Origin of the sequence: Streptomyces sp. NPDC127092 (assembly GCF_042722475.1) — a bacterium.
In the GTDB taxonomy this organism is placed as follows: domain Bacteria; phylum Actinomycetota; class Actinomycetes; order Streptomycetales; family Streptomycetaceae; genus Streptomyces.
The window spans coordinates 1-21,013 of the sequence record NZ_JBHXFE010000038.1 but is presented as its reverse complement, the minus strand read 5'-3'; the positions used below and the strand labels follow the sequence as shown (position 1 = coordinate 21,013).

The 21,013-nt window shown below is 73.8% G+C and carries 21 protein-coding genes and 1 other RNA gene; 11 read left to right on the top strand and 11 right to left on the bottom strand.

Going from position 1 to position 21,013, the window contains the following annotated elements:
* The first annotated feature begins 313 nt into the window (after positions 1-313).
* The 4 genes from efeO to ACFWJO_RS27405 are packed head-to-tail and all read left to right on the top strand — an operon-like array spanning position 314 to position 4,692.
* A complete protein-coding gene (gene efeO / locus ACFWJO_RS27420; protein ID WP_386869272.1) occupies positions 314-1,474 on the top strand; it encodes an iron uptake system protein EfeO in 1,161 nt (386 codons plus the stop codon).
* A gap of 13 nt (positions 1,475-1,487) precedes the next feature.
* A complete protein-coding gene (efeB, locus tag ACFWJO_RS27415; RefSeq protein ID WP_386869270.1) occupies positions 1,488-2,807 on the top strand; it encodes an iron uptake transporter deferrochelatase/peroxidase subunit in 1,320 nt (439 codons plus the stop codon).
* 18 nt (positions 2,808-2,825) lie between these two features.
* Positions 2,826-3,722 carry an iron uptake transporter permease EfeU gene (gene efeU / locus ACFWJO_RS27410; RefSeq protein WP_386869268.1) on the top strand — a complete coding sequence of 299 codons (897 nt, stop codon included), beginning with the start codon at positions 2,826-2,828 and terminating at the stop codon, positions 3,720-3,722.
* Positions 3,682-4,692: a hypothetical protein gene (locus ACFWJO_RS27405; RefSeq protein WP_386869266.1), complete on the top strand. Its 1,011-nt coding sequence runs from the start codon at positions 3,682-3,684 to the stop codon at positions 4,690-4,692. The genes efeU and ACFWJO_RS27405 overlap by 41 nt, the downstream gene beginning before the upstream one ends.
* Before the next feature lie 99 nt (positions 4,693-4,791).
* Here ACFWJO_RS27405 and ACFWJO_RS27400 read toward each other — a convergent pair whose 3' ends face one another.
* On the bottom strand, positions 4,792-5,571 hold the full coding sequence (locus ACFWJO_RS27400; RefSeq protein ID WP_386869264.1) for a bifunctional DNA primase/polymerase: 780 nt from the start codon (positions 5,569-5,571) through the stop codon (positions 4,792-4,794).
* Positions 5,572-5,668: 97 nt separating this feature from the next.
* Positions 5,669-6,295 carry a TetR/AcrR family transcriptional regulator gene (locus ACFWJO_RS27395; RefSeq protein ID WP_386869262.1) on the bottom strand — a complete coding sequence of 209 codons (627 nt, stop codon included), beginning with the start codon at positions 6,293-6,295 and terminating at the stop codon, positions 5,669-5,671.
* 184 nt (positions 6,296-6,479) lie between these two features.
* Between ACFWJO_RS27395 and ddaH the strand changes: the two genes are divergently transcribed.
* The gene (gene ddaH / locus ACFWJO_RS27390) at positions 6,480-7,310 is read left to right on the top strand and encodes a dimethylargininase (protein ID WP_386869260.1); all 831 of its coding nucleotides are present in this window, start codon (positions 6,480-6,482) and stop codon (positions 7,308-7,310) included.
* A 15-nt stretch (positions 7,311-7,325) separates the two neighbouring features.
* Here the strand turns inward: ddaH and ACFWJO_RS27385 are convergent, their stop codons facing one another.
* Genes ACFWJO_RS27385 through ACFWJO_RS27375 form a run of 3 tightly spaced genes read right to left on the bottom strand, consistent with a single transcriptional unit; the run spans position 7,326 to position 11,340 of the window.
* Positions 7,326-8,309 (bottom strand): small ribosomal subunit Rsm22 family protein, encoded by a 984-nt coding sequence (locus tag ACFWJO_RS27385; protein WP_386869259.1) that lies wholly within the window; start codon positions 8,307-8,309, stop codon positions 7,326-7,328.
* 9 nt (positions 8,310-8,318) lie between these two features.
* Positions 8,319-9,662, bottom strand: coding sequence for a multidrug effflux MFS transporter (locus ACFWJO_RS27380; protein WP_386869257.1), 1,344 nt, complete (start codon positions 9,660-9,662; stop codon positions 8,319-8,321).
* 43 nt (positions 9,663-9,705) lie between these two features.
* On the bottom strand, positions 9,706-11,340 hold the full coding sequence (locus ACFWJO_RS27375; RefSeq protein ID WP_386869255.1) for an alkaline phosphatase D family protein: 1,635 nt from the start codon (positions 11,338-11,340) through the stop codon (positions 9,706-9,708).
* A gap of 133 nt (positions 11,341-11,473) precedes the next feature.
* Here ACFWJO_RS27375 and ACFWJO_RS27370 point away from each other — a divergent pair, with 133 nt between their 5' ends.
* On the top strand, positions 11,474-12,217 hold the full coding sequence (locus ACFWJO_RS27370) for an SDR family oxidoreductase (protein ID WP_386869253.1): 744 nt from the start codon (positions 11,474-11,476) through the stop codon (positions 12,215-12,217).
* Positions 12,218-12,294: 77 nt separating this feature from the next.
* On the opposite strand, the gene ACFWJO_RS27365 is transcribed toward ACFWJO_RS27370, so the two are convergent.
* On the bottom strand, positions 12,295-12,627 hold the full coding sequence (locus ACFWJO_RS27365) for a nuclear transport factor 2 family protein (protein ID WP_386869251.1): 333 nt from the start codon (positions 12,625-12,627) through the stop codon (positions 12,295-12,297).
* A gap of 126 nt (positions 12,628-12,753) precedes the next feature.
* On the opposite strand from ACFWJO_RS27365, the gene ACFWJO_RS27360 reads away from it, so the two are divergent.
* A complete protein-coding gene (locus ACFWJO_RS27360; protein ID WP_386869250.1) occupies positions 12,754-13,161 on the top strand; it encodes a MazG-like family protein in 408 nt (135 codons plus the stop codon).
* 38 nt (positions 13,162-13,199) lie between these two features.
* Here ACFWJO_RS27360 and rnpB read toward each other — a convergent pair.
* Together rnpB and ACFWJO_RS27350 are read right to left on the bottom strand one after the other, a co-directional pair.
* Positions 13,200-13,598, bottom strand: an RNA gene (rnpB, locus tag ACFWJO_RS27355) — RNase P RNA component class A.
* A 44-nt stretch (positions 13,599-13,642) separates the two neighbouring features.
* The gene (locus ACFWJO_RS27350) at positions 13,643-14,221 is read right to left on the bottom strand and encodes a Uma2 family endonuclease (protein ID WP_386869248.1); all 579 of its coding nucleotides are present in this window, start codon (positions 14,219-14,221) and stop codon (positions 13,643-13,645) included.
* A gap of 133 nt (positions 14,222-14,354) precedes the next feature.
* On the opposite strand from ACFWJO_RS27350, the gene ACFWJO_RS27345 reads away from it, so the two are divergent.
* A complete protein-coding gene (locus ACFWJO_RS27345) occupies positions 14,355-15,104 on the top strand; it encodes a MerR family transcriptional regulator (protein ID WP_386869246.1) in 750 nt (249 codons plus the stop codon).
* Positions 15,101-16,000, top strand: coding sequence for a hypothetical protein (locus tag ACFWJO_RS27340; protein WP_386869244.1), 900 nt, complete (start codon positions 15,101-15,103; stop codon positions 15,998-16,000). The genes ACFWJO_RS27345 and ACFWJO_RS27340 overlap by 4 nt, the downstream gene beginning before the upstream one ends.
* Here the strand turns inward: ACFWJO_RS27340 and ACFWJO_RS27335 are convergent.
* The gene (locus tag ACFWJO_RS27335) at positions 15,945-17,390 is read right to left on the bottom strand and encodes an RNB domain-containing ribonuclease (RefSeq protein ID WP_386869242.1); all 1,446 of its coding nucleotides are present in this window, start codon (positions 17,388-17,390) and stop codon (positions 15,945-15,947) included. The two genes, ACFWJO_RS27340 and ACFWJO_RS27335, sit on opposite strands and share 56 nt — an antisense overlap.
* Positions 17,391-17,722: 332 nt before the next feature.
* Here ACFWJO_RS27335 and yaaA point away from each other — a divergent pair, with 332 nt between their 5' ends.
* Both yaaA and eda read left to right on the top strand, forming a co-directional pair.
* A complete protein-coding gene (gene yaaA / locus ACFWJO_RS27330; RefSeq protein ID WP_386869240.1) occupies positions 17,723-18,490 on the top strand; it encodes a peroxide stress protein YaaA in 768 nt (255 codons plus the stop codon).
* 83 nt (positions 18,491-18,573) lie between these two features.
* Complete coding sequence (gene eda / locus ACFWJO_RS27325; protein WP_386869238.1) at positions 18,574-19,233, top strand: bifunctional 4-hydroxy-2-oxoglutarate aldolase/2-dehydro-3-deoxy-phosphogluconate aldolase; 660 nt, start codon at positions 18,574-18,576, stop codon at positions 19,231-19,233.
* Positions 19,234-19,400: 167 nt separating this feature from the next.
* On the opposite strand, the gene ACFWJO_RS27320 is transcribed toward eda, so the two are convergent.
* Both ACFWJO_RS27320 and ACFWJO_RS27315 read right to left on the bottom strand, forming a co-directional pair.
* Positions 19,401-20,198 carry a GNAT family N-acetyltransferase gene (locus ACFWJO_RS27320; RefSeq protein ID WP_386869236.1) on the bottom strand — a complete coding sequence of 266 codons (798 nt, stop codon included), beginning with the start codon at positions 20,196-20,198 and terminating at the stop codon, positions 19,401-19,403.
* A 97-nt stretch (positions 20,199-20,295) separates the two neighbouring features.
* Positions 20,296-21,013, bottom strand: a 718-nt coding sequence (locus ACFWJO_RS27315; RefSeq protein WP_386869234.1) for a bifunctional RNase H/acid phosphatase, incomplete at its 5' end; no start/stop codon positions are given.

Below are 21,013 nucleotides of genomic sequence, written 5' to 3'. Positions count from 1 at the left end.
GGAGGGGAGAGTCTGTAGGGGCCCAGCTCCCGAGCTTGAGTGGGGGGGGGGGGGGTGCCGCCCTCTTGTTTTGGGGGTGCGTCCCCCCCGACACCTACCCGTACGTAACCAAAATCGGGACAATTCCCCCCGCTTGACGAAGCCTTGACCGAGCCATGAAACCCCCATGAGTCCGCTGTGACCGCGCCGTGTCCGGTCCGCCGGACCTGAGAGCTGAATCACTGGACGGGCGGGTATGGCTGAGGTAAGCCTCGGTTAAGTTAGGTCCGCCTCACCACCGTCCCCCGTCCTTCCGTCCCCGAGTGGAGCCCCCATGCGAGCCGTCCGTCTCTCCGTCGTCACCGCCGCCGCGACCGCGGCGACCCTGGCCGCCGTCACGGGCTGCGCGCAGAAAAGCGACGACGCCAAGGGCGACGACGGTGCGATCACCGTGGTCGCCAAGGACGACTCCTGCGAGGTCTCCAAGAAGGACTTCCCGGCCGGTCACCTCAAGCTGAACGTGGAGAACCGCGGCAGCAAGGTCACCGAGGTCTACGTCCTCTACCCGGACGACCGCATCGTCACCGAGCGCGAGAACATCGGCCCCGGCACCAAGGCCACCATCACCGCCGAGATCAAGGCCGGCGACTACGAGATCGCCTGCAAGCCCGGCATGAAGGGCGACGGCATCCGCCAGCAGGTCAAGGCCACCGGCGCCGGCGCCGGCACCGCCAAGCGCTCCCCCGAGATGGACGCCGCGGTCGCCGCCTACCGCCAGTACGTGCAGGCGCAGGCCGACGAGACGCTGCCCAAGGTGAAGAAGTTCACCGACGCCGTCCGCGCCGGCGACGTCGAGGCCGCCAAGGCGGCCTACGCCGACTCCCGCATCGGCTGGGAGCGCACCGAGCCGGTCGCCGAGTCCTTCGGCGACATCGACCCGAAGGTCGACGTCCGCGAGGACGGCCTGGAGGCCGGCCAGGACCCGGCGAAGGACTGGACCGGCTGGCACCGCCTGGAGAAGGCGCTGTGGCAGGACAAGAAGATCGGCGACCGCGAGAAGCAGCTCGCCGACCTCCTCGACAAGGACCTCGCGGACTGGGTGAAGCGGGTCGGCAAGGCCGACATCACCCCGACCTCGATGGCCAACGGCGCCAAGGAGCTCCTGGACGAGGTCGCCTCCGGCAAGGTCACCGGCGAGGAGGAGCGTTACTCCCACACCGACCTGGTCGACTTCAAGGCCAACGTCGAGGGCGCCCAGAAGGCCTTCGAGCTGCTGAAGCCGGTCGCCCAGAAGAACGACCCGAAGCTGGTCGCCGAGCTCGACAAGCAGTTCGCCGCCCTGAACACGCTGCTCGACAAGTACCGCACGGACAAGGCGAGCTACGTCTTCACCTCGTACGACAAGGTCTCCAAGGAGCAGCGCAAGGAGCTCTCGGACGGCGTGAACGCGCTGGGCGAGCCGCTCTCCAAGCTCGCCGCCGCGGTCGTGAAGTAAGGGGGACACAGCGATGACCGAGCACACCGAGGGCGCCGCGGGCGCCGAGAACGCGGAAGGCGCCGGGAGCCCCGGCGCCTCCGGGCAGCAGGGCGCCGGCGCGCCCTCCCGCCGCAGCGTCATCGGCTGGGGCGGGGCCGGCCTCGCGCTCGGCGCCGCCGCGGCGGGCGGCGCCGTGGTCCTGGCCCAGGGCCGTACGGACGACACCGCCCCGGTCGCCGACTTCGGCGGCGCCGTCCCCTTCCACGGCGTGCACCAGGCCGGCATCGCCACCCCGGTCCAGGACCGGCTGCACTTCGCGGCCTTCGACGTGAAGACGAAGGACCGCGACGAGCTGATCCAGCTCCTGAAGGACTGGACCCGGGCCGCCGAGCGCATGACGGCGGGTCACGAGGTCGGCGAGGGCGCCTACGGCGGTCTGCCGGAGGCTCCGCCGGACGACACCGGCGAGGCGCTCGGTCTCAAGCCCTCCCGGCTGACCCTCACCATCGGCTTCGGCCCCTCGCTCTTCGACGACCGCTTCGGCCTGCGGGACCGGCGGCCCGAGGCGCTGGTCGACCTGCCGAAGTTCCCCGGCGACAACCTCGACAAGGCCCGCAGCAACGGCGACATCTGCATCCAGGCCTGCGCGGACGACCCGCAGGTCGCCGTGCACGCCATCCGCAACCTGGCCCGGATCGGCTTCGGCAAGGTCGCGGTGCGCTGGTCGCAGCTCGGCTTCGGCAAGACCTCCTCGACCACCCCGGAAGCGCAGACCCCGCGCAACCTGTTCGGCTTCAAGGACGGCACCCGCAACATCGCGGGCACCGACACCGCGCGCCTGGACAAGCACGTCTGGGTGTCCGGGAAGGCCGCCCAGGGCCCGGCGGCCTGGATGGACGGCGGCTCGTACCTGGTGGCGCGCCGGATCCGGATGAACGTCGAGATCTGGGACCGCACTCCGCTCCAGGAGCAGGAGGACATCTTCGGCCGCGACAAGAAGGAAGGCGCGCCCGTCGGCAAGGCCAGGGAGCACGACGAGCCGTTCCTGAAGGCGATGAAGCCGGAGGCGCACGTACGGCTCGCGCACCCGGACTCCAACAACGGCGCGACGATCCTGCGCCGCGGCTACTCCTTCACGGACGGCACCGACGGTCTCGGCCGCCTGGAGACGGGCCTGTTCTTCCTCGCGTACCAGAAGGACGTCCGCACCGGCTTCATCCCGGTGCAGACCTCCCTGGCGCGGGCCGACGTCCTCAACGAGTACATCCAGCACGTGGGTTCGGCGATGTTCGCGATCCCGCCGGGCGTCCGCGACAAGGACGACTGGTGGGGCCGGGCGCTGTTCGCGTGATCCAAGAAGGAGTCCGACGTGTTCGGGAACTATCTGATCGGCCTGCGTGAGGGCCTCGAGGCCAGCCTCGTCGTCTGCATCCTCATCGCCTACCTGGTGAAGACGGAGCGCCGCGACGCCCTGAAGCCGATCTGGATCGGCATCGGCGTCGCCGTCGGGCTCGCGCTGGCCTTCGGCGCCGGCCTGGAGTTCGGCTCGCAGGAGCTGACCTTCGAGGCGCAGGAGCTGCTCGGCGGCTCGCTGTCGATCCTCGCCGTGGTGCTCGTGACCTGGATGGTCTTCTGGATGCGGCGCACCGCGCGGCACCTGAGGGCCGAACTGCACGGCAGGCTGGACGCCGCGCTGCGGATGGGCACGGGTGCGCTGGTCGCGACCGCGTTCCTGGCGGTGGGCCGCGAGGGCCTGGAGACGGCGCTGTTCGTGTGGGCGTCGGTGCGGGCGGCTTCGTCGAGCGGCGCCGACGGCACGTACGCGCCGCTGGCCGGCGTGGTGCTCGGGCTGCTCACGGCGGTGTTCCTGGGCTGGCTGTTCTACCGGGGCGCGCTGAGGATCAACCTGGCGAGGTTCTTCACCTGGACCGGCGGCATGCTGGTCGTGGTGGCCGCCGGCGTCCTCGCGTACGGCGTGCACGACCTCCAGGAGGCGCGCTTCCTGGGCGGTCTGGGGAACAAGGCCTTCGACGTCTCCGCGACGATCCCGCCGGACAGCTGGTACGGCACGCTGCTCAAGGGCGTGTTCAACTTCCAGCCCGATCCGACGGTCGTTCAGGTCACGGTGTGGGCGCTCTATCTGATCCCCACGCTCGCCCTCTTCCTGGCCCCGGTAGGGTCGGGTCCGTCCAGGCGGGTGGAGAAGCAGAAGGCGACCGAGACCGATGAGAAGGCTGAGGCGAACCGGGCCGAGGCGGCAGGCTGACACGCTCCTCGCGGCGGTCACGGCGTCCGTCCTCGCGCTGGGCGCGAGCGGGTGCGTGACCGTGCACGGCGAGCGGGAGCTGATCCCTGCGGCGAGCGAGGCCGAGGCCGCCCAGGCCGTCAGGGACTTCACGGACGCCTACAACAAGGCCGACAAGGCCTACGACCCGGCCCTGGACGCGGGCCGGGTCACCGGTCCGCTCGGGGAGATCAACCAGGCGGGTCTGCGGTCGCGTCAGAAGCTCAGCCCGCAGGGCAACAAGGACCACTCGCCGCTGGAGCTCACCGACGCGAGGTTCGTCATACCGCGCAAGGCGGGCTGGCCGCGCTGGTTCGTCGCCGACACCGACTCCAACCGCGACACCGACAAGGCCGCCGGCGACACCCGCTGGCTGCTCGTCTTCGTGCGCGGCAGCGCCTCCCAGTCGTGGGAGGTGGCCTATCTGTCGATCCTGACGCCGGACGAGATCCCCGCGTTCAAGAAGGAGGCCGGGTACGCGGTCCCGGTCGCCGCCGACAGCGCCGCCGTGGCGGTCCCGCCGGGGCAGCTGGGCGAGCGCTACGTGTCCTTCCTGAAGGACGGGCAGGAGGGGCCGTTCGCGCCCGGCCCGCACACCACCGGCTGGCGCGACGACCGCAAGAAGGCGGGCACCCGGCCGGGCCTCGCCACCCAGTACGTCGACCAGGCCGAGAACCGCGGTGACTTCGCCCCGCTCGCCCTGGCGACGGAGGACGGCGGCGCCCTGGTCTTCTTCGCCACCCGCTACTTCGAACGCCAGACCGCCGCGCCCGGCTACCGCCCGAAGGTCGGCCCGGAGGTGCGGGCGCTGATGACCGGCGAGATCAAGAACACGGTCACCAAGCGCTGGGTCTCCAGCCAGTCCGCCCTGGTGAGGCCGACGGGCACGACGGCCGCCGCCGTCGAGGTCCTGGCCCGCCTCCAGGGAGTGACGGCGGCGGAGGGCTCGTAACCGGGCGAGCGGGTCCGCGGCTCGCCCCGGCCCGGGCGCAGGCCCGGGCTCAGACCCGACGGCTCGCCCGGGCTCAGGCCCGGGCCCGACGGCTCGGCTTCAGCGGCTCAGGGGCCAGGCGGGCTCGTGCACGCCGTGGGCGCCCTGCTCGGCCTGGGCGGCCGCGTGCCGGGCGCAGGCGTCGGTGAGGGCTTCCAGGAGGTTCAGCGGCTCGGGCAGGGCGTGCTCGGGGCCGCGGAGCCAGGACAGCCCGGGCTGGCTGCCCTCGTCGCCGGGGAGCCGGGACGGCGGCACGAGGACGTACGAGCCACGGCAGTGCCAGCGCAGGCCGGGATGCTCGTCCATGGTCTCCGGATGGCAGTCCAGCTCGCACGGCCACCACTCGTCCTCGTCCTCGGGCGTGCCGCGGGTGGCGGTGAAGAAGAGCATGCGGCCCTCGTCGGGCCGGTCCTCCGCGGCGCCGGAGACGGCGACGGGCCCGACCTCGACGCCCTCGGCGAGCAGCCGCTCCAGGGCGGCGCGGCCGGCGGGAAGGGGCACGTCGAGCACGTCGTGGACCATGCCGGTGGCGGTGATGAAGTTCGCCTCGGGCTGGTTGCGGGCCCAGCGCTCGATCTGGGCGCGGTCGGTGGTCGACTGGGTCTGCCAGGCGAAGGAGACCGGGTGGCGGGCCGGCGTGGGACAGCCGATCCGCTCGCAGGAACAGCGGTAGCCGACGGGGTACGCGGCGGGGGCGATGGGCATCCCCGCGGCGGCGACGGCCAGGAGGGACTTCTCGCGGTCGTTCTCGATGTCGGCCGCGCTCCGCCTGGGGCGCCTGCGCAGCCACTGCGCGAGTCTGCTCTCCGTGCCGCGGTAGCGGCCGATGCCGTCGCCCATCTATCCCCTCACCTCATGCTCGCCCGTTCGGTCCTACGGGCTCTCCATGGTCCCACCATCCTGCGCCCCGGGTGACCGGAGTCGGGAACCGGGGGTCTCACTTCTTCGCGGACAGGCCGCGCAGGGCGAGATCGACGAGGGCGTCGGCGTAGGCGTGGGTGAGCGGCAGGGTGCGGTGGAGCCAGCGGTGGTGGAGGGGGCCGACGAGGAGTTCCAGGGCGATCCGCGGGTCGGCGTCGGGGTCGGCCTGTCCGGCGGCCTGGGCGGCCTCGATGCGCCGCACGTAGGCCTGGAGCTGGGGTTCGAGCAGCTTGGCGGTGAACTCGGCGCCGAGCGCCGGGTCGACGACGCCCTCGGCGGCGAGCGCGCGGGCGGGCCGGTCGAAGAGCGGGTTGTTGAGCTCGTCGACGGTGGCGCGGAGCACCAGCCTGAGGTCGGCGGCGAGGTCGCCGGTGTCGGGGATCTCACTCCCGGCGTCGTCTCCCAGTGCCTCGCCCGCCTGGTCGGCGAGGTCGAGGAAGGCCTCCATGAGGACGGTGGCCTTGGAGTTGGCGGGCCACCAGCGGTAGATGGTCTGCTTGCCGACGCCGGCGCGGGCGGCGATGCCCTCGACGGTGGTCTTCGCGTAGCCCTGCTCGGAGACGAGGCCGAGGGCGGCGGCGTAGATGGCGCGGCGGGAACGCTCGCTGCGCCGCGAGGGGTCGGGCGCCTTGGTGTCGGACATGCGTCCACGCTACCAGTCAGCGAGACGCCCCGTCTCGCCACCCGTACGGTCGCCCGCTCTTCATCCGAACCACCCGAACGGTCCACTGCGCACCGACCCCGGAAAGCGGACCATGGGCTCACGATCGGCGTCGACGACCGGTCCGCCGACGAGCTCGAGTCCACAGACCGTAGAGGAGCCCTCTTTGCGCACCACTCCGCGTGAGCCCTCGCCCCGCCGTTATCTCATGTGCCCACCCACGCACTTCGAGGTGACGTACTCCATCAACCCCTGGATGGACCCCACGAAACCGGTCGACCTGCCGCTCGCGCTCGCGCAGTGGGAGGACCTGCGCGACCGCTACCGCGCGCTCGGCCACACCGTCGAGCTGCTCGACGCCCTTCCCGGGCTGCCCGACATGGTGTACGCCGCGAACGGCGCGACGGTGGTCGGCGGCCGGGTGTTCGGCGCGAGGTTCGCCTACCCGGAGCGGTCCGCCGAGGCCGCGGCGCACCTGGACTGGTTCCGCAGGAACGGTTACGCGGACGCGGACGTACGGGTTCCCGAGCACGTCAACGAGGGCGAGGGCGACTTCGCCGTGACCGCCTCCTGGATCCTGGCCGGCCAGGGCTTCCGCTCCAGCCCGCTGTCGCACCACGAGGCCCAGGAGTTCTTCGGCCGGCCGGTGATCGGCCTGGAGCTGGTGGACCCGCGCTACTACCACCTGGACACCGCGCTGTGCGTCCTGGACGACGTCCGCGACGAGATCATGTACTTCCCGGACGCCTTCTCGCCGGGCAGCCGCGCCGTCCTGAAGCGGCTGTTCCCCGACGCCCTGCTCGTCTCGGCCGGGGATGCCGCCGTTCTCGGTCTGAACGCGGTGAGCGACGGCCGGCACGTGCTGCTGCCGCAGGCGGCCGTGGACCTCTTCGAGCCGCTGCGGGCGCGCGGCTTCGAGCCGATCGGCATGGACCTGGGCGAGCTGCTCAAGGGCGGCGGCAGCGTGAAGTGCTGCACCCAGGAGCTGCGGGCCTAGGAGGCGGGGAACCCCCTAGTTCTCCTCTTCGGCAGGGGGCCAGGGGGCGCCCCACTCGGCGTCCCTGGCCTCCTTGTAGAGCGCGCCGTGCCGCTTGGTGACCGTCTCACGGGCCAGGCCGTCCGGCCCGCACAGGTCGAGCAGCACCTGGCCCTTGCGGATCTGCGGCCTGCGGGTGATCCGGGCCGCGGCGGGGGTCACGGGGAAGCGGGCGGCGGCCACGTACGCGTACTTCTCGTCCTCGTACGGCAGCGAGCCGCCCTTCACCTGCCGGTGCAGCGAGGAGCGGCTGACCCGGGCCGCGAAGTGGCACCAGTCGGTGCCCGGCACGATCGGGCAGGCGCCGCTGTGCGGGCAGGGCGCGGCGACGGTGAAGCCCGCCTCGACGAGGAGGGTGCGGGCGGCGATGATCCGTTCGTAGCCGTCGGGCGTGCCCGGCTCGACGATCACGACGGCCCGTGCCGCGCGCGCGGCCTCGGTGACGAGGGCCGTGCGGTCGGCCTCGGTGAGCTCGTTGAGGACGTAGGAGACGGTCACCAGGTCGGTGTCGGCGAGCTTCAGCGCCCCGCCGATCCGCTCCCGGCGCCACTCGGCCTCGAAGACGCCGCGGGCGAGCTCGGCACCGATCGCCAGGGCCGGCTCGGCCCAGTCCAGGACGGTGGTGCGGGCGGCGCCCTCCCAGGCCTCCGCGACCGCCCAGCTCGCCGCCCCGGTGCCGCCGCCGACGTCGGTGTGCGTGGCGGGCGTCCAGTCGGGCGCGGCGTCCGCGAGGGCGTACACCGCGGACCGTACCGCCTCGAAGGTGGCCGGCATCCGGTACGCGGCGTAGGCGGCGACGTCGGACCGGTCGCGCAGCACGGGCGCGTCGGTCGGGGTGGCCCCCCGGTAGTTCGCGATCAGCCGCTCGACGGCCTGCGCGGCCTGCCGCGGCGGCAGCCCGTCGAGGACCGCGCCGAGCGCGCTGCGCAGGGTGACGGCGGAGGGGAGGGAGGCGTTCACCTCGACATTCTAGTGTTCGGCGCCGGCGGGCCCTCCGGACGTCCCGGTGCGCCAGGGGCGGCACATCAGCAGGAAGCAGCCGAGGGCGGCGACCGCGCAGCTCACCTGGACGACGGCCATCGGGACGGCCGTCGTCTCGCCGGCGATGCCGACGAGCGGGGAGGCGACGGCGCCGATGAGGAAGGAGGAGGTGCCGAGCAGGGCGGAGGCGGATCCCGCCGCGTGCGGGGTGCGCATCAGGGCCTGGGCGTTGGTGTTGGGCATCGCGAGGCCCATCGCCGACATCAGGACGAAGAGCCCGGCGGCCACGGCGGGCAGCCCGGGGTCGCCGAGGACGCCGCTGGTCATGACGAGCAGCGCGATCGCGGCGAGGAGGATGGTGCCGAAGCCCCAGCCGAGCGCCTTGTCGAGGCTGACCCGGCCGACGAGCAGCTTGCCGTTGATCTGGCCGACGGCCACGAGACCGATCGAGTTGAGCCCGAAGAGCAGGCTGAAGGTCTGCGGGGAGGCGCCGTAGATCTCCTGGACCACGAACGGCGAGGCGGAGATGTAGGCGAAGAGCACGGCGAAGGCGAGGCCGCCGGCCAGCATGTAGCCGGTGAAGACCCGGTCGGCGAGCAGTCCGCGCATGGTGCGCAGCGCCTCGCCGACGCCGCCCGCGTGCCGCCGCTCCGGCGGCAGGGTCTCGTGGAGGAAGCGCCAGACGACCAGGGTGAGGACGACGCCGACGGCGGTGAGGACGTGGAAGACGCCGCGCCAGTCGGTGATCCGCAGGATCTGGCCGCCGATGAGCGGCGCGACGATCGGCGCGACGCCGGAGATGAGCATCAGGGTCGAGAAGAACCGGGCCATGTCGACGCCGTCGTACAGGTCGCGGACGACGGCCCGGGCGATCACGATGCCGGCCGCGCCCGCGAGGCCCTGGGCCAGCCGGAAGCCGATGAGCAGCCCGGCGGACGGGGCGAAGGCGCAGACGGCGGTGGCGAGGACGTACACGATCATGCCGACGAGCAGCGGCCGCCGCCGGCCCCACTTGTCGCTCATGGGGCCGACGACGAGCTGGCCGAGCGCCATGCCGGCGAGGCACGCGGTCAGGGTGAGCTGGACGGTGGCGGCGGGTGCGCGCAGCGACTCCGTGACCTCCGGCAGGGCCGGCAGGTACATGTCCATGGAGAGCGGGGGGAGCGCGGTGAGCCCGCCGAGGACGAGGGTGACGAGGAGCCCGGCCCGCCGGGCGGCGGCGGTCGACGGGGCGGGTGTGACTGATGTGGCCGGTGGAGCCGGTGTGGCCGCCGCCGTGGTCGGTATGTGACTGCTGCTGTCCTTGGCGGTGGCCCGGCCGCTCTCCGGCATCGACTGCTCCGTTTCGTTGGATCCCTCCGCAAGGTTACGCGTGTCAGGCCGGGGTCAGTCCCGGGTTGCCGGCCTCCGTGACGAAGGACGCGGCGGTCGTGACGGGTGCGCCGGGAGTGGTGACGGCGGACACCGTACGGAAGTCGACGCGGGCGCTGTCGAGGCCGAGCGTGACCTTCGCGTAGCCCCGGCGCCCGTTGTAGAACCGCATGTGCGGGTTGGCCTGCATCAGGGTGGCGTGGTTGGCGGGGCGGTCGGCGCCGTTGCGGCCGCTGGATATGGACGTCGTGACGATCTCGGTGCCGACGGTGCGGGAGGACGGGTCGCCGAAGTCGTCCTTGATGTCCATGGCGAAGGCGACGTGGACGTCACCGGTGAGGACCAGCAGGTTCTCGACGCCGGCCGCGGCGGCGCCGTCGAGGACTCTCCGCCGCGAGGCCCGGTAACCGTCCCACGCGTCCATGGACAGCTTGTACGCGGCGGTCGCCAGGTTGCGCCGCTCGGAGAACATGACCTGCTGCGGGAGGACGTTCCACCGGGTGCGCGAGGCGCGCCAGCCGTCGACGAGCCAGCGTTCCTGGGTGGCGCCGGTGAGGGTGCGCGAGGGGTCGTCGATCAGCGGGCCGGGGAGCTGCCAGCCGTCGCCGTAGACCTGGTCGGAGCGGTACTGGCGGGTGTCGAGGATGTCGAACTGGGCGAGCCGCCCGAACGTCAGCCGCCGGTACAGCTTCATGTCCGGACCCTGCGGGCGCTGGGGCCGGCGCAGCGGCTGGTTCTCCCAGTAGGCGCGGTAGGCGGCGGCGCGGCGGATCAGGAACTCCTCCGGCGACTGGTCGTTCTGCGGGATGCCGGCGGCGTAGTTGTCCTCGGCCTCGTGGTCGTCCCAGGTGACGACGAAGGGGTGGGCGGCGTGGACGGCCATCAGGTCGGGGTCGGACTTGTAGAGGGCGTAGCGCAGCCGGTAGTCGTCGAGGGTGACCGTCTCGTGGTTGAAGACGTCGGGGAGGGTGCCGGCCTTGTAGGCGCGGTCGGCGGCGGTCGACGGCACCGGGTACTCGTAGATGTAGTCGCCGAGGTGGAAGACGACGTCGAGGTCCTCCTGGGCGAGGTGCCGGTGGGCGGTGAAGTAGCCGTCCGGGTACGCCTGGCAGGACACCGCGGCGAGCTTCACGGAGGTGTTGCGGGCGGCGGGCGCGGGGGCGGTGCGGGTGCGGCCGACGGGGCTGGTCCAGGAGCCGGCGCGGAAGCGGTAGAAGTAGTCGGTGCCCGGGGCGAGGTGCTCGACCTCGACGTGCACGGTGTGGTTGAACTCGGGGTGGGCGGTGGCGGTGCCGCGCCGGAGGCCGCGGGTGAAGCGCTCGTCCTTGGCGAGCTCCCAGGCGACGTCGACGCGGGTGCCGGTGGGCAGGCCGCCGCCGGTCTCGTACGGGCGGGGGGCGAGCCGGGTCCACAGCAGGACGGAGCCGGGCAGCGGGTCGCCCGACGCCACGCCGAGGGTGAAGGGGTCGGCGGTGATCCGGCGGGCGTCGAGCTCGGCCGCGGCGGCCGTGCCGGCGGCCGGGAGGCCGACGGCGAAGGCGAGTGCGGCGGCGGTCCCGGTGGTGGTGAGGAAGCGGCGGCGCCCGAAGTGGCGGGCCGCGGATCGCAGTTCGTCGGCATAGGCGGGTGCGGCGGTCATGGTCCCCTCCCCTGACGGATGTTGTGCTTCCGATTGCAGGGGGGCGGGACGACTTCACGTTGTCGGGTACAGAACATCCACGTGTCGGACGGATGAGTTCGTGGCGCCCGTGTCTGCCGTACGCTGCGCGCCCATGAGCATCGCAGTGGTGACGGGAGCGGGTTCGGGCATCGGCCGGAGCGTGGCGCGGGCCCTCGCGGCGGCGGGCTGGTCGGTGGCGCTCGCGGGCCGCCGGGCGGAAGCGCTGGAGGAGACGGCCGCGGCCATGCCGGCCGAGCGTGCCCTGTGCGTGCCGACGGACGTGACGTCGGCGGAGCAGGTGGCGTCCCTCTTCGAGACGGTACGGGCCCGATGGGGCCGGGTGGACCTGCTCTTCAACAACGCGGGCACGTTCGCGGGCGGCGGGGTGCCGGTGGAGGAGCTGGACCCGGAGACCTGGCGGTCGGTGGTGGACGTCAACCTGACGGGCGCGTTCCTGTGCGCGCAGGCGGCGTTCCGCGCGATGAAGGAGCAGTCACCGCAGGGCGGCCGGATCATCAACAACGGCTCGATCTCGGCGCACGTGCCGCGCCCGCACTCGATCGCGTACACGGCGACGAAGCACGCGATGACGGGCCTGACGAAGTCCCTGTCGCTCGACGGCCGTCCGTACCGGATCGCGTGCGGTCAGATCGACATCGGCAACGCGGCGACGGAGATGACGGCGCGGATGCAGACCGGCATCCTCCAGGCCAACGGTCAGCTGGCGGTGGAGCCGGTGATGGACGCGGCGGACGTGGCGGCGACGGTGGTGCACATGGCGGCCCTGCCGCTGGAGGCGAACGTGCAGTTCGCGACGGTGATGGCGACGACGATGCCGTACATCGGACGGGGCTGAGGGCGGGGCCCTGGAGGGACCGGGGCCGGGGGCGGGGCTGAGGCAGGCGCCCCGCCCAGGGGTGCGGCGCGGCGGCGTCAGTCGGCGGGGGCCTGCCCGGTCTCGAACCGCGAGATCCTGTCACCGCTCACGGTGAAGCGCCAGGTGGTGCGCATGGAGCCCCAGGTGTCGTTGGTGTAGGTGGCGACGAGGGTGCGCCCGCCGTCGGTCTCGTCCTCCACCTCCATGCGGCCGTTGGAGGAGAAGACCTCCCGCTCGGTCCACTCCTGGAGGTTCCGCTCGGATCCGTCGTCGGTCATGGAGGCGTCGGAGGTCAGGAGCCCGAAGAGGGCGTCCCGGTCGTTGTCGTTGAGGGCGGTCACGAAGGCCCGCACGACGGGGTCGCTGAGCCGGTCCACGGGAATGGTCATGCCCTACCGGTACACCGCGGGCGTTCCCCTGCCCAGGAACCGGGCCGGGCGCCGACGCCGGGCGTCGGCCACCTGGGCGAGCGCCGAGCCCCGGCCGCCGGGCCGAGGAACTGGCAGGCTTCCTCCATGACGGACACCAGCACGAGGACCACGGCCACCGGCACCGGCACCGCCGCCGCCGACGCCGGCACCGCCGACGCCGCGGACGCCGCCGCCCAGGACCCCTGGCCCACCATCGCCCGCCTCCACGCCTGGCTGACGGCCCACCAGAAGCTGCCCCGCTCCGAGGAGATCCTGCTCCGCGTCCTCAAACTCTCGGAGGAGGTCGGCGAAGCGGCCCAGGCGGTGATCGGCGCGACCGGCCAGAACCCCCGCAAGGGCACGAGCCACACCTGGCAGGACGTCGAGGCCGAGCTCTGCGACGTCGTCATCACGGCGATGGTCGCCCTGCGCACCCTGACCCCGGACGCGGCGGAGGTCTTCGCGCGACACGTGGACCGGGTGGCGGCACGCTCGCTGGAGGACGGGGGCTGAGGGTCCCGGGCGGCCCGGGTGGGCCGGAAAGGAAGGGGCAGACGAGTCGGGCTGTACGCCGGGTTCTGTGCCCCGGGACCTCGCGGTCGTCGGGGTGACGGCCATCCATCTAGGACCGGCGTTGCCGCCGGCCTCGTGCGGTCTACCCGCGGACTCGGGCGGGCAGCCCTCGATCGTCCGCGCAGGGACACCGAGGTGTCCCCTTTTGACCTTGCTCCGGGTGGGGTTTACCTAGCCGCCTGAGTCACCTCAGGCGCTGGTGGTCTCTTACACCACCGTTTCACCCTTACCGAGGACCGAGGTCCCCGGCGGTCTGTTTTCTGTGGCACTGTCCCGCGGGTCACCCCGGGTGGCCGTTAGCCACCACCTTGCCCTGTGGAGCCCGGACGTTCCTCGGGAGGATCCGAAGACCCCCACGCGGCCGCCCGCCCGGCTCGTCTGCCGTGCCGACCATGCTACCTGGCGTTCCGGGCGGGCCGGGTCAGAGGAAGTCGGACGTCTCCAGGTCGAAGCCGAAGGGGGCGGGCAGGCCGAGGGGCTTGCCGAAGGGCACCCGGTGCTGCTCGCGGTAGTCGCCGTTCTCCGGCTCGGTGAAGAGCGTCACGGTGGAGTCGTCGCGGTCGACCAGCAGGTAGAGCGGGATGGCGCCGCGGGCGTAGCAGCGGCGCTTGACGTCGCGGTCCTTGCCCGGACGGGTGGAGGTGACTTCCAGGACCATGGCGACGCCGTCGCAGGGCATCCAGGATTCGGCGCCGCGGAACAAGGAGAGCCGCTCCGCCGCGAACGTCGCGTCCGGGACGACGTGGTCCCTCGGCGCCCCGGGGGCCGCCTTCAACGTCAGACCCTTGTTGCCCGAGAAGTCCATGTCGGTCATGGATTTCCGGATCACCTGACGGACGATCCGGCTGATGTAGTGCTCGTGGTCCCCGTCCGGCGGCGGCGTCACGACGATCTCCCCTTCGATCAGCTCCGCCCGGAAGCCCTCCGGCGTGTCCAGCGCCAGGAAGCCCTCCAGCAGGACGTCCTCCTGCGTGAGTGGTGCGTGCGGCACGGCAGTCATGTCGTGATCGTCGGACATCGAGGCACCCGCCGTCCCTGGAGCGGTCGTCGTTCCCTCGATCGTGGCACATGATCCGCCGCGGGCCACGGATCCGCCTTGACCTTGTCGCAGCGTCAAGGTTTCTACTGGGGTCATGCGTATCGGCGAGATCGCCGCGCTCGTCGGGATCACCCCGCGGGCCGTGCGGCACTACCACCGGATGGGGCTCTTGCCCGAGCCCGCGCGGCGGGCCAACGGGTACCGGGAGTACGGGATCCGGGACGCCGTGCTGCTCGCGCGGATCCGGCGGCTGGCCGAGCTGGGGCTCGGGCTCGACGAGGTCGGGGACGTGATCGCGGACGACGAGGGGCGGGAGCTCGTGGACGTGCTGGAGGAGCTGGACGCGGACCTGGAGCGGCAGGAGCGGGTGATCCGGGAGCGGCGGGCGCGGCTCGCCGGGCTGCTCGCGCAGGCCCGGGAGGGGCGGCTCGCCGCCGAGGGGCCGGTGTCGCCGGAGCTGGCCGCGCTCCTCGCCGACCTCGGCGGGCCCGCCGCGCCCGGCATTCCGGCCGGCTCGCCCATGGCGGCCAAGGACCGCGAGATCCTCACCCTGCTCGACACCGTCGTCCCGGAGGAGGAGCGGGCCCGGCTGATGGAGCTCATGCGCGGCGCCGCCGGCCACGCCCCCGCGATCTACGCCCGGCTCGACGCCCTCGCCGACGCCGCGCCCGACGACCCGCTGGTCACCGAGGCCGCCACGGCACTGGCCGCCGCCCTGCCCGACGAGGCGGGCGTCGAGGTGCCGGAGGGCGGGCTCGCCGACCTGTTCTTCGGCGACCTCGCCCCCGCGCAGGCCGCCGCCGTACGCCTCGCCCTGCGGCTCGTGGCGGAGCGTGCGCGATGAGGCGCGCGACGGCCTTCCTCACGTACGCCCTGCTGCCCGCCGAGTTCGTCCTCGTCGTCTGTCTCGTCGCCGGCGTGCGGATACCCCCGGTCGTCCTCCTCGTCTCCGAGGTCGCCGTGACCCTGCTGTTCCTCGCGCACGGTCTCGCGTTCCTCCGGCTGCGGCGGCGCGGGCTCACCGCCCGCGAGGCCCTGCACGCGCTGGTGCCGGAGCCCGCGCTGCGGCTCGTGAGGCACGAGCTGCGGCTGATGGCGAGCCTCGGCCGGTGGACGGTCCGGCGGCCGGACCTGGGCGGGCCGGGTGCGACCGCGTTCCCGCACGCACGGGACCAGGCGGCCCTGATGTACGGCTTCGCCTTCGTCTGCGTCGTGGAGACCGTCGGCATGTCGTACCTCCTCGCCGCATGGCCGGTGGTCCACGCCGTCGTCCTGGTCCTCGACGTGTACACCGTGCTCTTCGTCCTCGGTCTGCACGCCGCCTCCGCGACCCGGCCGCACCTGCTGACCGGCGACGCCCTGCGCGTACGGCAGGCGGCGCACGTGGACGTGACGATCCCGCTGGAGCGGATCGCCGCCGTGCGGCAGGAGTCGCTGTTCTCGCACGAGAAGAAGGACGGCGAACTCGACCTCGCCGTCGGCTCGCAGACGTCCCTCACCCTGGAGCTCAGCGAGGCCGTGCACGCGCCCCGGCTGCTCGGCGCGCCCCGTCCGGTACGGGTCGTCCGTCTCCACGCGGACGACGCCCGCGCCCTGCACCGCGCCCTCCACCGCGCCCTTCGGGACGCGCGAGCGTGCCACGACGCGCCCCACGACGCCCTCCGCGGCCGGCCCGAGGGCTCCCTCACGCCGGGGCGAACCGGACCTTCGCCCGTCCCGGATCCGCCTGCGTCAGCCTGACCCGCAGCCACTCCCCCAGCGGCAGCGCGGCCCCGCCCCCGCCCTCGACGCGGGCGACGACGGCGGGCTGCTCCAGGTGGACCGTGCCGACCGCCGGTTCGTTCTCCTTCACGTCGATCACGTACGCGTCGAAGAGCTCTCCGATCCGGCCGCTGAGCAGCGCCGCCTCCACGATGTCGACGCTCTCGCGCTCGACGGCGTTGGCGCGGCGCGCGCCCGACGCCATCTCGTCGGGCAGCGTGGGCAGCGCGGCCCTCACCCACTCCGGTGGTTCCTCCCCCGCCACCGCCGCCACGCACAGCTCGCCGGCGTAGCGGTCGACCAGCCGCCGCAGCGGCGCCGTGCAGTGGGTGTACTCGTCGGCGACGGCCGCGTGCACGGCGGGCGTCGGCACCTCGCCGTCGGTGAAGACGGTGTAGCCCGCGCCCCGCAGCAGGGTCGTGCACTCCTGGAGGAAGGCGGCGTGCCGCGGGTCGGCGGGGTCGAGGGAACGGACGACGTCCGCGTACGAGACGTGGTGCGGCCAGTCGACGCCGAGCGCCTGCGCGGAGCGGCGCAGCCGGGCCACGGCGCCGTCGGGCGCGGTGGGCAGGGTGCGCAGGATTCCGGTGCCGGCGGCGGTCATGAGGTCGGCGGCGGCCGTGCCGGTGAGGAGGGAGATCTGGGCGTTCCAGCCGTCGGCGGGGAGCGGGGCCCGGTAGGCGAGCGTGTAGGTGTGGTCGTGCTCGACGATCTCCTGCTCGGGGACGTTGAGGGAGATCCCGCCGCGCTCGCTCTCCAGCCTCTCGCGGAGGGTGCCGATCTCGCGGAGCAGCGCGAGCGGTTCCTCGGCGGTGCCGGCGTCGATCTCGCGCTGCACGCCCTCGTAGTCGAGCTTGGCGCGGCTGCGGACGAGGGCGCGGCGGACGTCGGTGGCGACGCGCCGGCCGTCGGCGTCGAGGTCGATGCGCCAGAGCACGGCGGGGCGGGGTTCGCCGGGCAGGAGGCTGGCGGCGCCCTCGGAGAGGACGGCGGGGTGGAGGGGGACCTTGCCGTCGGGGAAGTAAAGGGTGAGGACGCGGCGGTGCGCCTCGGCGTCGATCGCGCCGCCGGGAGTGACGAAGGCGGCGACGTCGGCGATGGCGTAGTGCACGCGGTAGCCGCCGCCGGCCCGGCGGGCGAGGTGCATGGCCTGGTCGAGGTCGGTGGAGGCGGGCGGGTCGATCGTGAAGAAGGGGAGGTCCGTCGCGTCGCGCCCGGGCAGCCGGGGCGCCTTGGCCGCGGCCTCCGCCTCGGCGAGGACGTCGGCCGGGAACGCGCCGGGAGTCCCCAGCTCCGTCCGAAGCGCGCGCAGCGCGGCCCGCAGCGGAGCCTCGGCTGCGCCGGTCACGTGGATGTGGCGACGGGGCATGCACCGAGCGTATGGCGGGGGCCGGGGCACGGCACGTCGTGCGGGGCGGGGGGCGCGCCTGGCGTGAGGGGCGGGGGCGCGCCTGGCGAGCGGGGCGGGGCACGCCTGACGTGCGAGGCGGGGCACGTCGTGCGGGGCCTGGTGCCGGGCCCGGCCCCGCACCGGCCCGTACGCCCTGCCCGCGTCCGTCCGCCGCCGGCGGCGGCATACCGGCCCGTGCGCCCAGCCCACGTCCGTCGGCGCCGGCGGCGGGTCGGGCCCGGGATGCTCACCTCGTACGCTGGGGCACTGGGGCCGCACCCCCACCCCCGTACGTACGAAGGAGAACCGCCGTGCTCGTCCTGTTGCCGCCCTCCGAAGGAAAGGCCTCTTCGGGGCGCGGGGCGCCGCTCAAGGCGGAAGAACTGTCGCTGCAGGGGCTCGCGGAGGCGCGGGCCGCCGTGCTCGACGAGCTGGTCGAGCTGTGCGCCGGCGACGAGGAGAAGGCCCGCGAGGTGCTGGGGCTCAGCGAGGGGCTGCGCGGCGAGGTCGCCAAGAACGCCGGGCTCCGGACGGCCGGGGCACGGCCGGCCGGGGAGATCTACACCGGTGTGCTGTACGACGCCCTCGGTCTCGCCACGCTCGACGCGGCGGCGAGGAAGCGGGCCGCGGGCTCGCTGCTGGTGTTCTCGGGCCTGTGGGGCGCGGTGCGGGTGACCGACCGCATCCCGTCGTACCGCTGCTCGATGGGGGTGAAGCTGCCGGGTCTCGGCGCGCTCGGCGCGCACTGGCGCGGGGCGATGGCCTCGGTCATGCCGGAGGCCGCGGGCGACGGCCTGGTCCTCGACCTGCGCTCGGCGGCCTACGCGGCGGCGTGGAAGCCGAAGGGCGAGCTGGCGGCCCGGACGGCGACGGTGCGGGTGCTGCACGCGCCGACGCGGAAGGTGGTCAGCCACTTCAACAAGGCGACGAAGGGGCGCATCGTGCGCAGCCTGCTGGAGGCGGGTGCGGAGCCGGCGGGCGTGGCGGACCTGGTGGAGGCGTTGCGCGACCTGGGCTACGTGGTGGAGGACGGCGGCAAGGCCGGCGCGCTCGACGTGCTGGTCGACGAAATCCACTAGGGGCGCCCACCCCTAAGGGAAGGGCATTGCAGCATGTGCAACGCTCGTTGCGTGGTCCGCTTGCCCTCGGCAGGATGGAGCGCATGACGAGCGTGCTCGACCTCGCCTCCGCCGCCCCCGTCGTTCCCGTCGTCGTGATCGAGGACGCCGCCGACGCCGTGCCGCTGGCCCGCGCCCTCGTGGCCGGCGGCCTGCCCGCGATGGAGGTGACCCTGCGCACGCCGGCCGCGCTCGACGCGATCCGGGCCGTCGCGGACGGCGTCCCCGAGGCGGTCGTCGGGGCGGGCACGGTGCTGTCGGCGGCGGGCGTCGCGGACGCGGTGGGCGCCGGCGCCCGGTTCCTCGTCAGCCCCGGCTGCACGGACTCCCTGCTGGACGCGATGCGCGACTCGGGCGTGCCGTTCCTGCCGGGGGTGGCGACGGCCTCGGAGGTCGTGGCGCTCCTCGAACGCGGGGTGACGGACATGAAGTTCTTCCCGGCGGAGGCGGCGGGCGGCGTCCCCTACCTCACGTCGCTCTCCGGCCCGCTCCCCCAGGCGCGCTTCTGCCCCACCGGCGGCATCTCGCCCGCCTCCGCGCCGTCCTACCTGGCTCTGCCGAACGTCGCCTGCGTCGGGGGCTCCTGGATGCTCCCGGCGGACGCGCTCGCGACGCGCGACTGGCCGCGGGTCGCGGCGCTGGCCCGCGAGGCGGCGGCACTGGCCGGCGAGGCGGCGGCGCTTGTCCGGCGGGGCAGCTCCTAGTCGCTCCCCCGCCGCGGCGGCTCCTGGCCGCTCGCCTGCCACGCCCGCTCCTGACCGCTCACCCGCCGCGGCAGCTCCTAGCCGCTCGTCGGCCGCGGCAACTCCCCGCCGCTCGCCCGCCCACGCGGCTCCCTGGACCCGTCCGCGCCCGATCCGCCGGACGGCTGCTAGCCGAACTCCCGTTCCACGGCGGAGTGGTCGCCGATCGGGCGGTAACCGAGGCGCTGGTAGAGCGCGTTGCTCGTCGGGTTGGCCGCGTCCGTGAAGAGGAGGACCTGGTCGGCACCCGCCGAGCGGGCGGCGCGGGTCGCCGCGACCGTCACGGCGCCGCCGTAGCCCCGGGCGCGGTGGGCGGGCGGCGTGTAGACGGGCGAGACGCGGGCCTGGCCCGCGACGGGCCGGGAGACGCTCGCCATCGCGACGCTCTCGCCGTCCGTCTCCCAGAGGTGGAGCCGGCCCTCCGCCACGCGCGTCTCGACGTTCGCGGTGTAGTCGGCGTCGGCGTCCTCGCCGACGTCCCGGGCGAACTCCCGCATCCACGTGGCCGCGAGCGGCACGTCAGCCGGCCCGGCCACCCGTGGCGCGCCCGGCGGTGCGGGCTGCGGCGGCGTCAGCTCGGCGAGCCGGAACAGCCGCAGCCGGCGGGTGGTCCGCCACGGCCGGCCGGTGGCCTCCGTGTACGCCTCGACGGTGCCGGACTCGCCCCGTACGGCGGTCACTTCGCCCTCGTACGGCAGCGCGGCGGCGCCCAGCGCACGGGCGGCGGCGTCCGGCATCGTCCCGAGCAGCAGCACCCCGGCCGGCGTCGACAGGAAGCCGCCGCCGCCCGGGCCGTCCCACCAGCCGCGCAGCCCGTCGGCGTCGAGCATGCCGAGCAGCGTGGTGTTCCGCGCCGGCTCGGCGCTCAGCCACGCGTGCGCGGCGCGCCGGAAGACCTCGGGATCCTCGGTGAAGTGCCAGCCCATGCGGGGGATGGTGGTACGGGGCCGGGGCGCGGGTCCAGCCGTTTTCGCCGTCTCGCCGGGCGGGGCCGGGTCGCGTGACTCCGGCCGGTCCGCCCGTCTACCGCAGGTGCGAGGTGTCGTTCAGGAGCCGTACCGAGGCGTTGCCGTCCGCGTAGTAGGCGATCGCCGAGATCGAGGCCGCCGAGAGTTCCATGCGGAAGAGGGACTCCGGAGGGGCGCCGAGGGCCAGCCGGACGAGGGTCTTGATCGGGGTGACGTGGGTGACGAGGAGGACCGTGCGGCCCGCGTGGGCGGCGGTCAGGCGGTCGCGGGTCGCGGCCACGCGGCGGGAGACCGTCGCGAAGCTCTCGCCGCCGCCGGTCGGGGCGGCCTTCGGGGAGGCGAGCCAGGCGTCCAGGTCGTCCTTGTACCGCTCGCGGACCTCCGCGAAGGTCAGGCCCTCCCAGGCGCCGAAGTCGGTCTCGCGCAGGCCGTGCTCGATCCGCACGTCCAGGCCGAGGCGGTCGGCGACGGCCTGGGCGGTCTGGCGGCAGCGGGTGAGCGGCGAGCTGACGATCTCCTGGATCGTGCCGCGCGCGGCGAGCGCCGCCGCCACGGCCTCGGCCTGCCGGAGGCCGGCCGGGGACAGCTCGGGGTCGGTGCCGCCGCTGCCGGAGAAGCGCTTCTCGGGCGTCAGCGCCGTCTCCCCGTGCCGCAGCAGCACGAACGTCGCGGGCGCGCCCATGTCGGGCCCGGACCAGCCGGGCGCGGTGGGCGCCGGCGGGCGTTCCGTGAGCGTGGCGCCGGCCGCCGGGTGGGCCGCCTCCGCCTCGAAG

Excerpts from the sequence above, each read along its gene's own strand:
- ACFWJO_RS27405 (WP_386869266.1), top strand. The coding sequence starts at position 3,682 with ATGAGAAGGCTGAGGCGAACCGGGCCGAGGCGGCAGGCTGACACGCTC.
- ACFWJO_RS27375 (WP_386869255.1), bottom strand. The coding sequence starts at position 11,340 with ATGACCGCCGCACCCGCCTATGCCGACGAACTGCGATCCGCGGCCCGC.
- ACFWJO_RS27380 (WP_386869257.1), bottom strand. The coding sequence starts at position 9,662 with ATGCCGGAGAGCGGCCGGGCCACCGCCAAGGACAGCAGCAGTCACATA.
- eda (WP_386869238.1), top strand. The coding sequence starts at position 18,574 with ATGACGAGCGTGCTCGACCTCGCCTCCGCCGCCCCCGTCGTTCCCGTC.
- efeB (WP_386869270.1), top strand. The coding sequence starts at position 1,488 with ATGACCGAGCACACCGAGGGCGCCGCGGGCGCCGAGAACGCGGAAGGC.
- ACFWJO_RS27335 (WP_386869242.1), bottom strand. The coding sequence starts at position 17,390 with ATGCCCCGTCGCCACATCCACGTGACCGGCGCAGCCGAGGCTCCGCTG.
- ACFWJO_RS27365 (WP_386869251.1), bottom strand. The coding sequence starts at position 12,627 with ATGACCATTCCCGTGGACCGGCTCAGCGACCCCGTCGTGCGGGCCTTC.
- ACFWJO_RS27400 (WP_386869264.1), bottom strand. The coding sequence starts at position 5,571 with ATGGGCGACGGCATCGGCCGCTACCGCGGCACGGAGAGCAGACTCGCG.
- ACFWJO_RS27360 (WP_386869250.1), top strand. The coding sequence starts at position 12,754 with ATGACGGACACCAGCACGAGGACCACGGCCACCGGCACCGGCACCGCC.
- ACFWJO_RS27340 (WP_386869244.1), top strand. The coding sequence starts at position 15,101 with ATGAGGCGCGCGACGGCCTTCCTCACGTACGCCCTGCTGCCCGCCGAG.
- ACFWJO_RS27320 (WP_386869236.1), bottom strand. The coding sequence starts at position 20,198 with ATGGGCTGGCACTTCACCGAGGATCCCGAGGTCTTCCGGCGCGCCGCG.
- ACFWJO_RS27370 (WP_386869253.1), top strand. The coding sequence starts at position 11,474 with ATGAGCATCGCAGTGGTGACGGGAGCGGGTTCGGGCATCGGCCGGAGC.
- ACFWJO_RS27350 (WP_386869248.1), bottom strand. The coding sequence starts at position 14,221 with ATGACTGCCGTGCCGCACGCACCACTCACGCAGGAGGACGTCCTGCTG.
- ACFWJO_RS27345 (WP_386869246.1), top strand. The coding sequence starts at position 14,355 with ATGCGTATCGGCGAGATCGCCGCGCTCGTCGGGATCACCCCGCGGGCC.
- ACFWJO_RS27395 (WP_386869262.1), bottom strand. The coding sequence starts at position 6,295 with ATGTCCGACACCAAGGCGCCCGACCCCTCGCGGCGCAGCGAGCGTTCC.
- efeO (WP_386869272.1), top strand. The coding sequence starts at position 314 with ATGCGAGCCGTCCGTCTCTCCGTCGTCACCGCCGCCGCGACCGCGGCG.